The 12,013-nt window shown below is 75.3% G+C and carries 11 protein-coding genes; 3 read left to right on the forward strand and 8 right to left on the reverse strand.

The genetic code is table 11. The annotated features are described in order from the left end of the window. Positions 1–118: 118 nt before the first annotated feature. From ACSNOA_RS31145 to ACSNOA_RS31175, 7 genes are all read right to left on the reverse strand, one after another. Positions 119–1,654, reverse strand: coding sequence for a protein kinase domain-containing protein (locus ACSNOA_RS31145; RefSeq protein WP_436663327.1), 1,536 nt, complete (start codon positions 1,652–1,654; stop codon positions 119–121). A gap of 31 nt (positions 1,655–1,685) precedes the next feature. Next, the gene (locus ACSNOA_RS31150) at positions 1,686–2,189 is read right to left on the reverse strand and encodes a hypothetical protein (protein ID WP_436663328.1); all 504 of its coding nucleotides are present in this window, start codon (positions 2,187–2,189) and stop codon (positions 1,686–1,688) included. Positions 2,190–2,304: 115 nt separating this feature from the next. Beyond that, positions 2,305–5,901, reverse strand: coding sequence for an adenylate/guanylate cyclase domain-containing protein (locus tag ACSNOA_RS31155; RefSeq protein ID WP_436663329.1), 3,597 nt, complete (start codon positions 5,899–5,901; stop codon positions 2,305–2,307). Continuing rightward, the gene (locus ACSNOA_RS31160) at positions 5,898–6,731 is read right to left on the reverse strand and encodes an MBL fold metallo-hydrolase (protein WP_436663330.1); all 834 of its coding nucleotides are present in this window, start codon (positions 6,729–6,731) and stop codon (positions 5,898–5,900) included. The genes ACSNOA_RS31155 and ACSNOA_RS31160 overlap by 4 nt, the downstream gene beginning before the upstream one ends. Positions 6,732–6,860: 129 nt before the next feature. Beyond that, a complete protein-coding gene (locus ACSNOA_RS31165) occupies positions 6,861–7,322 on the reverse strand; it encodes a RidA family protein (protein ID WP_436663331.1) in 462 nt (153 codons plus the stop codon). After that, positions 7,319–7,474, reverse strand: a complete 156-nt coding sequence (locus ACSNOA_RS31170; protein WP_091594229.1) for a DUF4177 domain-containing protein — start codon at positions 7,472–7,474, stop codon at positions 7,319–7,321. Before ACSNOA_RS31170 ends, ACSNOA_RS31165 begins: the two co-directional genes overlap by 4 nt. Before the next feature lie 43 nt (positions 7,475–7,517). Continuing rightward, on the reverse strand, positions 7,518–8,000 hold the full coding sequence (locus ACSNOA_RS31175; protein ID WP_436663332.1) for a hypothetical protein: 483 nt from the start codon (positions 7,998–8,000) through the stop codon (positions 7,518–7,520). A 545-nt stretch (positions 8,001–8,545) separates the two neighbouring features. On the opposite strand from ACSNOA_RS31175, the gene ACSNOA_RS31180 reads away from it, so the two are divergent. Genes ACSNOA_RS31180 through ACSNOA_RS31190 form a run of 3 tightly spaced genes read left to right on the forward strand, consistent with a single transcriptional unit; the run spans position 8,546 to position 11,327 of the window. After that, on the forward strand, positions 8,546–9,118 hold the full coding sequence (locus ACSNOA_RS31180) for an Rv0361 family membrane protein (protein ID WP_436663435.1): 573 nt from the start codon (positions 8,546–8,548) through the stop codon (positions 9,116–9,118). A gap of 26 nt (positions 9,119–9,144) precedes the next feature. Continuing rightward, on the forward strand, positions 9,145–10,122 hold the full coding sequence (locus tag ACSNOA_RS31185; RefSeq protein ID WP_436663333.1) for an ArsA-related P-loop ATPase: 978 nt from the start codon (positions 9,145–9,147) through the stop codon (positions 10,120–10,122). Between the two features lie 53 nt (positions 10,123–10,175). Beyond that, positions 10,176–11,327 (forward strand): ArsA family ATPase, encoded by a 1,152-nt coding sequence (locus ACSNOA_RS31190; RefSeq protein WP_436663334.1) that lies wholly within the window; start codon positions 10,176–10,178, stop codon positions 11,325–11,327. On the opposite strand, the gene ACSNOA_RS31195 is transcribed toward ACSNOA_RS31190, so the two are convergent. Beyond that, positions 11,314–11,631, reverse strand: coding sequence for a WhiB family transcriptional regulator (locus ACSNOA_RS31195; RefSeq protein WP_436663335.1), 318 nt, complete (start codon positions 11,629–11,631; stop codon positions 11,314–11,316). The two genes, ACSNOA_RS31190 and ACSNOA_RS31195, sit on opposite strands and share 14 nt — an antisense overlap. Positions 11,632–12,013 lie beyond the last annotated feature (382 nt).

Below are 12,013 nucleotides of genomic sequence, written 5' to 3' on the forward strand. Positions count from 1 at the left end.
GATGGCGCCGGTGCCGCCGCTGCCCGAGCCGCCGGGGATCGACGCCGACACCCTCGACGCGCTCGACAGCCGGGACGCGCTGCGCGCGGTCCGCGACCGGCGCGGCCCGGGCGGGCCTTCAGTGACCGGTGAGCGTGGGCCCCACCAGCGCGTCGACCCCGCGCCCGGCCAGGCACCGGAACGTCCGGTCGACGTCGCCCTCGACGGGCGGCAGCACCTCGAGGTGCCACCCCGCGACTGAGCCCATGCGGGTCGTGAGCCGGAACGTGGTCGGGCTGCACACCTTCTGGACGGCCGGATGGGCGGCCACGTCGGGGTAGCCGGCCCCCACCAGCTCCACCGGCAGCACGCCCTCGGCGTACGTCTCCCAGGTGTGCCGGCCGCTGCAGGAGACCTGGGTCGCCTCGGCCCGGACCCCCCGCACCCGCACCGGCCCGAAGCACTCGAGGTCGGGGAGGCACCGGGCGCCGTCGGGCAGCACGGCCGCCGCGCCGGACTCCGTGTAGCAGCCGGGAAGCATTCCCTCGGCCGGGGCGGCCACCCGGCTCACGGACGGCGACGGGGCGGGCGGGCCGCCCGCGTCCGCGACCCAGGCGCCGAGGCTGGCCGCCGCGGCCACGGCGAGGACGCCCGCCCCACCGAGGAACCAGCGTCGGCGCCACCGCCGGCCACCGACCGGGGCGGGCCCGGGAAGGGTGGGGTGCGCGTCCTCCGCGGGTGGGCGGGGCAGCGGCTGCGCGGCACGGCCGGTGGCGTACGGGTCGGAGGAGCGGGAACCGCCGCTCACGGGCACGCCGGTCGGGGTGCCGCTGACGGGCGCCACGGTCGGCTCGATGGGCAGCGCCGAGAGCATGGCCCGCAGATCGACCGCCGAGGGGCGGTCGGCGGGGTCGTTCGCCATGCCGGCGCGCAGCACGTCGACCAGTTCGTCGGGCACACCGGGCAGCCCGGGGATCGGCTGGTTGAACATCTCCAGCACGGTCACGAGGCTCGGGTTGCGCTCGGACTGCCAGCGCGGCGGCCGGCCGTGCATCACCGCGTAGAGGGTCGCGCAGAGCGCGTAGACGTCCACGGCGGGGGACGGCGGGCTGTGGTTGAACATCTCCGGCGGCGCGTACGCCGGGGTCAGCACCTCGAGGGTGACCGTGGGGTCGCGCACCTCGGCGAGGACGGCCAGCCCGAAGTCGGCGAGCACGGCGGGGTTGAAGTGCGAGAAGAGGATGTTCGCGGGTTTCACGTCCCGGTGCAGCACGCCGGCGGCGTGCGAGTGGGCGAGCGCGTCCGCGATCTTGATGCCGAGGTCGCGTGCCTCGGCGGCGTCCAGCGGGGAGGTGCGCATCCGCTCCGCGTACGACCCGTCGCACAGCTCCATGATCAGATAGGGGTGCTGGTCGACGGTGACGCCGACGTCGAAGAGGTCGACGACGTGCGGGTGGGACGACATCCGGCCGGCCGCGCGGGCCTCGCGGAGGAACCGGGCCTGGTCGCGTTCGCTGTCGAGCGTGCGGTTCTCCACCTTGACGGCGACCTCGCGGCCCACCGAGATCTGGGTGGCCTGGTAGACGGTGGCGTAGCCACCCCGGGCAAAAACCCGCAAATCAGTCAGACCGGGCACGACGGGTACCGGCAGGCTGCCGGACGGGGTGTCGGTCACAGCTTCGAAAATACCCAACCGGACGGACGACTCAGCGGACCGCGTCGGCCGCGGGTGCCTCGCCGGTCGCTTCCGACCCGCCACCACCTGCGCCGACGCCCGGCCGGACGGCCTCGGATCCCGAGGCCGGACCGGCGGCGCGGCGGGCGTCCCACCACAGGCCGACAGCCGTCGCCACGGCGCCCAGGCCCTCCCAGGCGGCCACCCCGAAGAACCGGCCCGGCGCGATGTCGGCCAGCACCGCGATGCTGAACACGGTGAAGGTGACGAGCCGGAACACGACCGTGAACCGGTAGAAGGAACGCCACTCGGTGGCCGTGGCGAGCAGGTAGTAGACGCCCATGTTGAACGAGGCCATCGACGACGCCATGAGGAAGGTGCCGGTGTGGTCGCCGGCAGCCCGGCTGGGCGGCACCTCGAAGCCGAGCGAGCGCAGCATGGCCTCCGGCCAGATCAGCCCGACCGCGCCCATGACGAGTGCCAGCACGCCGAACACGGCGATCGTCCAGCCGGCCACGGAACGTGGCAGCTTCATGTCGGTCCTCCCCAGGTACCGGTACGGCCGCCACAGTGGACGGCGCGTCGACGCCGCCACGCTAGCCGCCGCCCGACCGGGACACCATCGGCGAAACCGGCAGACCGTGCGCGGCTCAGCCGCTGGCGAGGCGCGCCCGGAGGGCCTCGGCGGCGCACCGCTCGCTGCGCTGCTCGGTCGCGTACGCCAGGCGCACCGCCTCGTCGGCGCAGGCCAGCGCGTCGGCGCGGCGACCGCAGGCGGCGAGCGCCTCGGCCAGCACGCTCGCGCCGATCACCTGGCTGCGGACGTCCTCGGCCGGCGCCGCCACCGCACGTCGCGCCCAGTCCAGCGCCTGCTCGCGCTGGCCGTGGGCGAGCAGGGCCGCGGCGTACCGGGCCATCGTCTGGCGGCGGGAGAAGAGCAGGGAGGGCGTGTCGCCGGCCGCCGACGTGGCCACCGGGGCGAGCAGCCCCACGGCGGTGCCCGGGTCACCGGCGGCGAGCCGGGCGGTGGCCAGCAGCACCCGCGGGCCCACCTGGGCGGGGGCCTGCGGATTGTGCGGCTCGACCGAGGTGAGCACCGCCCGGGCGTCCCGCTCGGCGGCCGCCACGTCGCCCATCTCGAGCGCCACGAAGCCGCGCAGCGTGCCCGCCATCCCGGTGAGCAACGGGTGAGCCGTCCGGGCCGCGTACGACAGCGCGTCGGTGAGCAGGTCGGCCGCGTGCTCCGGCTCGCCCAGCCCGCGCGCCACCACGCCCCGCACCACCAGCGCGAACCCGCGCCCCCAGTCGTCCGAGGCGGCCGCGAACTCCCGGTACGCCCGCCGGGCCTCCCGGTCCGCCTCGGCCAGCTCGCCGAGCTCGGCCGTCGCGAACGCCTCGACGGCGCGCAGCGTGCCGACCGCCCACGCCTCACCGACGCGCTCCCCGAACGGCAGGAAGACCCGGGCCATCCGGCACGCCTCGCCCAGCCGCCCGGCCAGCAGCCGCGCGTACGCCGTGGTGCCGCGCAGCCAGGCGCGCCCGTACGGGTCCCTCAGCTCGGCGAAAAGCCGCGCGGCGCGGCCCAGCACGGCGTCCGTTCCGCCGAAGTCGCCCCGGGTCGTGGTGACCCAGGCCAGGTTCTGCAGGGACCACGCCTGGCCACGCCGGTCCTCGGCCGCGAGGCTCACCTGGTAGGCGGCCGCGAGCCGGCTGCTCGCCTGGCTCAGCCGTCCGGCCACGAAGTCGGCCATGCCGAGCCGGCGCATCGCCGAGGCGCGCAGCGTGGGCAGCTGGCCGGCGGTGGCCACCTGCAGGGCCTCCTGCCACGCGGCGACCGCGCGGGTCTGGTCGCCGAGCGTCTGGTGGGCCTGCCCCGCGAGCAGCAGGGCGCTGGCCCGGGTGGTCTCCTCGCCCGCGTTGGCGGCGATCTTCTCGGCCGAGGCGAGCGCGTCGGCCACCCGGCCGATCTGGAGCAGGGCCCGGGCGTGCACCACCCGGTCGGCGGCCGGCACCTCGTCGGGGGCCAGCTCGGCGGCGCGCTCGGCGTACTCGACGGCCAGCTCCGGCTCGCCCGCGGAGAGCGAGCGGCGGGCGGCCCGGCCCAGCGCGGCGATCCCGAGCGGCACCACGGCGCGTGCCGGCGCGTCCGGGCGCAGCTTCACGGCGTCGGCGAGCGCGGCGGCCCGCTCGACGTGCGACGCCACGAAGAGGTCCCGGTCCGGGTCCGTGAAGGTGCCGGCCGGAATCGGCGCCGGCTCGTCCCCGGCCGGGCCGGGCGCCGCCCAGCGGGCCAGGGCCGCGTGCCGCTCGGCCAGCTCGGCCTTGCTCACCCCCGTGTACGCGGCCTCCCGCATGAGCGGGGTGGCGAAGGCGTACCCGGTGCGGGTGCGGTGCAGCATGCGCCGTTGCAGCAGCTCGTCGACGGCCCGCTCGAACTCCACGGTCACCACGGCGGCCGGCCGTCCGTCCCGTCCGGCACGCTGGTCGCGCAGCGCCTCCAGGGCGCCGGCCGGCACCGTGTCGCCGATGACCGCGGCGTCTCGCAGCACCGACCGTGCCTCGGCGGGCAGGGCGTCGATGCGGGCCGCGAGCACGGCCGCGAGGTCCCGCGAGAGCAGCCGGCTGCCCAGCGAGCCGGGCACCAGCCGCCAGGTCGCGCCGGAGGAGCCGTCGCGGTCGCCGATTTCGGTGAGCGCGCCCCGCTCCCTGAGCAGGGTGACCAGTTCGGCCAGGTAGAACGGGTTGCCCTGGGCGGTGGCGAGCAGCCGGTCGGCGTCGGCCTGGGGCAGCTTGCCGCCGCCGAGGTAGGTGGTCAGCAGTCGGGCCGCGTCGGCGCCGCGCAGCGGCGGCAGCCCGTGCACCTCGGCGTCCGCGACGCGGGTGAGCGCACCGGCGGTGCGGACCAGCTCGGGCCGGCCCAGCAGCAGCACGAGCACCGGGCCGGTGAGCCGGGACAGGGCCGTGCCGAGCGCCCGGATGGTCTCAGCCGTCGCGTCGTGCAGGTCGTCCACGATCATGACGAGCGGCGCCTCGACGGCGAGCGCGCTCAGCAGGTCGGCGACCGCGTTCGGCACCGTCTCGGCGTCGGCGGGCGGCGCGGCGGCGCTCCACTCGCCCTGGTCGGTCGGGCCGCCGGCCGGCAGCTCCGCGTAGCCGAGCAGCGCGAGGAGGTGGTCGGTGGCGATCGGGGCCGCATCGCCGCCGCGGGAGAGCCGCTGGCCGAGCCGGCGCAACCGCTCCTCGACGGCCGGCCGCGTGAGGGCGGTCGCCGGGTCGTTGGGCAGGCCGACCGCGGCGCGGACCAGGTCGGCGAGGGGAGCGAGCCGGCGCCGCTCGCCGAACGCGGCGCAGCGCACGGACAGGACCCGGGCGCCGGTGTGCGCCGCGAACCGGCCGGCGCCCACGTCGTAGCCGGCCGCGAGGCGCTCCACCTCGGCGGCGAACCGGGACTTGCCGATGCCGGCCTCCGCGGTCATCAGCAGCACCCGCGGCTCGCCGCGGTCGATCACCTCGGCGAGCCGGCCGGCGACCCGCCCGATCTCCGTCTCCCGCCCCACGAACGGGGCCTCGTCGCCGAGGCCGGACCGGGTGCCGGGGGCGTCGAGGAGGCCGAGCAGCTCGTACGCCTCGACCGGCTCGCGCTTGCCCTTGAGCCGCAGCGGCCGCAGCGCCCGCCAGGAGGCGACGTGCCGGGTGGCGGCCGCGGTGCGGGCGCCGGCGTAGACGGCGCCCACGGCGGCGGCGTCGGCGAGGCGGGCCGCGGTGTTCACCGTGTCGCCGATGACCGTGTACTCGATGGCGGCCTGGATGCCGGCGATGACGTCGCCGGTGTTCAGGCCGACCCGCAGGCCGAGCGGCGCCCCGCCGCCGCGCTCGTCGTCGAGCACGCGGCGCACCGCGCGCTGCATCGACAGCGCGGCGCGTACGGCCCGCTCGGCGTCGTCCTCGTGCGCCACCGGCGCGCCGAACACCGCCATGATCCCGTCGCCGGTCAGCTTGTCGACGTGCCCGCCGAACGTCTTCACCGCGCCCGCGAGCGCGGCGAGCACCCGGTCGGTCACCGCGCCGACCCGTTCCGGGTCGAGGTCCTCGGACCAGGAGGTGAAGTCTGAGAGGTCGCCGAAGAGCACGGTGACCACCCGACGCTCGGCGGCCGGCAACGTGGCGGCGGCCGGCAGCGCGGCGCCGCAGTTGTGGCAGAACCGGGCGCCGGGGACGGCGACGGTTCCGCACACCGGGCAGGTCACGGCTTCTCCAACTCCGTGTCCCCCGTCACGCATTCCCCGATCTCGGGTGCGAGGTACTCGAGCTGCGCCCGCACCGACCACTCGGCCGCCCACCAGAGCGACCGGTCCACGTCCGCGTACACCGCGGCCACCACCTCGGCCGGGGTGCGGGCGCCGGCGGCCACCGCCGCCCGGACCTGATCGAGCCGCGCCCGCCGGTGGGCCAGGTAGAACTCGGCCGCCGCGCCGCAGTCGGCCAGCGCCGGGCCGTGCCCCGGCAGCGCCGGGACGCCGCGGTACGCCGAGAGCAGCTCCAGGCTCGCCAGGTAGTCCCCGAGGTGGCCGTCCGGGTGGGCGACCACCGTGGTGCCCCGCCCCAGGATCGTGTCGCCCGTGAACACCGCCCGCTCGCCGGCGTGCTCGACCAGGAAGCAGACCGAGTCGGCCGTGTGCCCCGGCGTCGGCACGACCCGTACGGTCAGCCCCGGCACGTCCGGCACGGCGCCGGAGGCGAGGGGCTCGCCGGCGACGGTGTGCGCCGCGTCGGCCGCGCGCACCGGCGCCCCGCCGAGCAGCTCGCTGAGCCGGCGGGAGCCCTCGGTGTGGTCCGGGTGGCCATGGGTGATCAACACCAACCCCACGGGCCCGCGTGCCGCGATCGCGGCGAGGTGCTCCTCGTCGAGGGGACCCGGGTCGACGACGACGGCGTGCGCGGCCCCGGGCGCGCGCAGCACCCAGGTGTTCGTGCCGTCGAGCGTCATCGGCCCCGGATTCGGGGCGCGCAGCAGCGTCACCCAACCCGGCAACCGATCGGCGAGCGCCGCCGCCGGCGCGGTCACGTGCCCGGTCATGGCTGCGATCGTACGGCCCCGCCCGCCACTCCCCACGATCTCGTGGGCGTCACCTCCCGGTTCGTGCCCGTACACGGCGTTCGTCGCCGAACGGCCGCACGAGGGAAGCGGCGGGCGGGACCGGTCAGGTCAGCTGACCTCGACGATGACCTCGACCTCGACCGGCGCGTCGAGGGGCAGCTCGGCCACGCCGACGGCGCTGCGGGCGTGCCTCCCGGCCTCGCCGAAGACGGCGCCGAACAGGTCGGACGCGCCGTTGATCACGCCCGGCTGCCCGGTGAAGCCCGGCGCGGACGCCACGAAGCCGGTCAGCTTGACCACCTTCACCACGTTCTCCAGGCCGACCAGCGAGTCGATCGCGGCGAGCGCGTTGAGCGCGCACCGCTGGGCGAGGTCCTTGGCCTGCTCGGCCGAGACGCCGGCGCCGACCTTGCCGGTGGCGAGCAGCTTCCCCTCGGCCAGCGGCAGCTGACCGGAGACGTAGACGTGCTTGCCGGACTGCACGGCCGGCACGTAGCTCCCCGCCGGGGTCGCCACCTCGGGCAGCTCGTGCCCGAGTTCGGCGAGCTTGGTGTGTGGGCCGTTGCTCATGCCTTGGGCCGCTTCAGGTAGGCGACGAGCTGGTCCGGGTTAGGACCGGGCACCACGGACACGAGTTCCCACCCGTCCTCGCCCCAGTTGTCGAGAATCTGCTTGGTCGCGTGGACCAGCAGGGGGACCGTGGCGTACTCCCACTTCTGCATCGGTGCAGGGCTCCCTCGATACGCGGATCGTTCGAGGGACAGCCTACGGGCCGGCGGACGGGCGGGGTGCGGGACGCTGCTCGGGCGTAGACGGCACCTCGCCGCAGGGTCCGCCGTGCTCGTACCGCTGGGGGCAGCGGGAGCGGTCGGGCAGCAGCAGGTCGCAGAAGACCCGGTACCGGTTGTTCTGGTCGTCGGCCTTGGACACGGTGGTCTCCCCGGCGTCCAGCTCCGGAAGGAAGCCGAGGGAGACCGCGATCCGCCCGGCGAGGGCGGTGGCCGAGGCGAGGTCGGGAACCCGGATCGGCAGGTGGATCACGTAACCGGGCTCCTCGTCCTCCCGGCCCTGCTCGGACGGGCGGGTCAGCGTCCGCACCACCTCGACCGGCTCCGGGATCCTGCGGTACGACCGCTCGTTGACCGGCAGGCTCCCGACCGCCGTCCCCCCGCCCTCGCCGGCGTCGTTCCGGCGCGACCGATCGTTCGCCGGGAACGGGGCTCGAGGGATGTTGTCCGCGTCGCGCATGCACTGCCTCCGGGCGTCGTACCTGGTCGAGTCCCTGCCACGCCGGTCCGGGAACTGCACGCCCGGCCGGGTTCCCCCGCGCCGGCACGACCGTAGGTCCCCGCCGGAGTCCCGCCAACAGGACGCGCGCGCGTCGCCGCGCCCCAGTCACATATGTGACAGATGCCGCGTACTCGTCGCGCCTGGCCGCGCTCCCAAAACGGCCGGGCGCCACGGGACACAGCATCGTCCGGATCGACCGCTACCCTTCCGGTCGGGCGGCACGCGGCGCCGCCCGCTCGACTTCACGCTCGGCGCCGGGTGGCGCGAGCGACGCACCCTCGGGGGAAGAGATGACCCAGCCACCCAGCGGCGACCCGACCGGCTCGCCGGCGGTGCCACCGTCCCGCCCCGACGCCGCCGGGCAGTCCCCCGCACCGGCCGCGCCGGGTCAGCCGGCCGCCGCGCCGCCGGCGGGCGAACCGGGCGGTCCCCCCTCGCCGGCCGCACCGCCGCCGGCCGGCCCTCCACCGGCCGGCCCTCCACCGGCCGACCCGCCGCAGTTCGTGCCGCCGCACGTCGGCCCCCCGGTCGTCGGGGCGCCACCGCACGCCGGGCCGCCGCCGGTGGCCGACCAGGCGGCGGTTCCGGCGCCACCGCCGGGCCAGCCGCCCCTCGCGCCGCCCGCCGCGCCGCGGAAGAAGCGCGGCGCGTTGATCGCGGCGATCGCGCTCGTGGTGGTCCTCGTGCTCTGCGTCGGCGGTGGGGTCATCGCGTTCCTCACCCTGCGGAACGTGGAGACCGGCGAGGGCGCGAAGGAGCCCGCGGTGGCCGTCGACGAGTTCCTCACGGCCGTGTACAAGGAGCGGGACGCGGCGAAGGCCGCCACGCTCGTGTGCGCCTCGGCGCGGGACGACGACAAGATCGCCGCCAAGGTCGCCGAGGTGCAGAAGTACGCCTCCACCTACCAGAACCCCCGCTTCCGCTGGACCACCCCGAAGGTGGAGAACCAGACCGGCGACCGGGCCACCGTCACCACGAAGGTGACGATGACCACCACCGACGAGAAGGTGGCCGACCAGGATCTGCGCGTCACCGTGGTGCGGAAGACGGGTTGGTGGGTCTGCGAGGTCGCCTGACGGCCGTGGCTGGATAGGCTCGACGGGTGCGAGCAGCTGAGCGGCCGGCCGACCCGGCCAGCACCGCGTGGCCGTCCCGACTGCACGTGGTGACCGGCAAGGGCGGCACCGGCAAGACGAGCGTGGCGGCGGCGCTGGCGTTGGCGCTGGCCGCCGGCGGCCGGCGCACCCTGCTGGTCGAGGTCGAGGGACGGCAGGGCATCGCCCAGCTCTTCGGCACCGACCCGCTGCCGTACGAGGAGCGGCACCTCACCGACGCCCCGGGCGGCGGCGAGGTGCGGGCCCTCGCGGTGGACGCCGAGGAGGCGCTCCTCGAGTACCTGGACATGTTCTACAAGCTCGGCGCGGCCGGGCGGGCGCTGCGCAAGTTCGGTGCCATCGACTTCGCGACCACCATCGCCCCCGGGCTGCGGGACGTCCTGCTCACCGGGAAGGTGAAGGAGGCCACCACCCGGACGGTCGACCAGCGCCGGGTGTACGACGCGGTGGTGCTCGACGCGCCGCCGACCGGCCGCATCGGCCGCTTCCTCAACGTGACCACGGAAACCGCCCGGCTGGCCAAGGTGGGCCCCATCAAGACGCAGAGCGAGGGCGTCTCGGCGCTGCTCCGCTCGCCGATGACGGCGGTGCACGTGGTCACCCTGCTCGAGGAGATGCCGGTCCAGGAGACGGTGGACGCCATCGCGGAGCTGACCTCCCACGGCTTCCCGGTGGGCCGGATCATCGTGAACGGCACCCGGCCGCCGCTCCCGGCCGGGCGGGCGGTGACCGTCGCCGAGTTGCGCCGTGGGCTGGTCGCCGCGGGGCTGCCGGCCGACCGGGAGATCGTGGCGGGCCTGCACGACGAGGCACGCGACCAGGTCATCCGCCGGGAGCTGGAGGATTCGCTCCGCGCCGACCTGGTCGAGTTGGGGCTGCCGTTGACGGAGTTGCCGCTGTTGCCGGACGGGGTCGATCGGGCGGGGCTCGCCACCCTCGCCGACGCGCTGCTGCGCGCCGATTGACTCACACCTGCCGTCGGCACGGCGCGCGGACCGGGTCGGCCCGATACGCTCGATTGGTGCCTTCCGAAGACGCGGCGCCCCGGCTGGACGTCGACCAGATCCTCGCCGATCCGGGCGTCCGGATCGTGGTGTGCTGCGGCGCCGGCGGGGTCGGGAAGACGACCACGGCAGCCGCGCTGGCACTGCGGGCCGCCGAGCAGCACGGCCGCCGGACGGTGGTGCTCACCATCGACCCGGCCCGCCGGCTGGCCCAGTCGCTCGGCCTCACCGAACTGGACAACACGCCGCGCCAGGTGAAGGGCATCGACGTCGAGGCCAGCGGCGGTGAGCTGCACGCCATGATGCTCGACATGAAGCGCACCTTCGACGACGTGGTGCTCCAGCACACCGACCCGGCGAAGGCGGCGGAGATCTTCGCCAACCCCTTCTACCAGGCGATGAGTTCCACCTTCGCCGGTACGCAGGAGTACATGGCCATGGAGAAGCTGGGCCAGCTGCACGCCCGGGGCGAGTGGGACCTCATCGTGGTCGACACCCCGCCGTCCCGCTCGGCGCTGGACTTCCTCGACGCGCCCGCCCGGCTCTCCCGGTTCCTCGACGGCCGGATGCTGCGGCTGCTGCTCGCGCCGGCCCGCAGCGGCGGGCGGAGCATGTTCAGCCTGGTCACCGCGTCCTTCGGGATGTTCTCGAAGGTCGTGCAGAAGGTGCTGGGCGCCCAGCTGCTCACCGACCTGTCCGGGTTCGTGGCCGCGCTCGACTCCATGTTCGGCGGCTTCCGGCAGCGCGCCGAGCAGACGTACCGCATCCTCCAGGCCCGGGAGACGGCGTTCCTGCTCGTCGCGGCGCCGGAGTCGGACGCGGTCCGGGAGGCCGCCTACTTCGCGGGCCGGCTGCGCGAGGAGCGGATGCCGCTGGCCGGCCTGGTGCTCAACCGGGTGCACCGGCCGGCCGTGCCCCAGCTCGACGCGGCGGGCAGTCGCGCCGCCGCGGACCAGCTGGCCGAGCTGGGTGGGCACGAGGCCACCGTCGACGTGCTGCGGGCGCATGCCGCGCTGGTCCGGCAGGCGGGGCGCGAGCAGCAGGTGGCCGCACGGTTCACCGAGGCGTTCCCCGAGGTGCCGACGGTGTCGGTGACGGCGCAGCCCGCCGACGTCCACGACGTCGACGGGCTGCGAACGATCGGCGCGGCGATCAGCCGGTCGTGACCAGGATCTTGTCCTTCCCGGTCTTGTCCTTGGCGTTCTTCTTCATGGCCGCCTCGAACATCTTGCGCCAGCTCGTCACCTGCGGGTGACGGCGCAGCAGCGCCCGCCGCTCGCGTTCGGTCATGCCACCCCACACACCGAACTCGATACGGTTGTCGAGCGCGTCGGCGAGGCACTCGTACCGAACTGGGCAGCTCCGGCAGATCCGCTTCGCCACGTTCTGTTCGGCGCCCTGGACGAACAGCGCGTCCGGGTCCCCGTTCTGACACGCCGCCAGCGACGGCCAGTCGGCAATCATGCCCATGTGTAGTCGTCCCCCCTTGCAGTACCTACCGACCCCGTTACGCGTCAGCCGGCAATCCCCCCGATCGCCCGCACGGCCTTCCCCCAGGCGGCACGGACGACATGTGGCGCTGTCGCCGCCCCCCATCATGCTCTGTAGTCACCCGATTACGCAACGTTGTCGGCCAAATCCATCATTCCGGACAGTCCCGGCTTCTCGGGCCGTCGATCGCCGCTTACCCCGCCCCAGTACGTGAAAACGCTGCGGGGGCCGCTCCCGCCAGGGAGACTTCGCACCGGGTCAGACGCAACCACACACCGGGGGTCGTGCGTTTAGCACAACGAGGGCAACCCGCGCAGGAAATGGGGAAAGAACGCCCCAGCGCCCCTCGTTCCCTGTACGC

The sequence above is a fragment of the Micromonospora sp. URMC 103 genome (genome assembly GCF_051386435.1).
In the GTDB taxonomy this organism is placed as follows: domain Bacteria; phylum Actinomycetota; class Actinomycetes; order Mycobacteriales; family Micromonosporaceae; genus Micromonospora.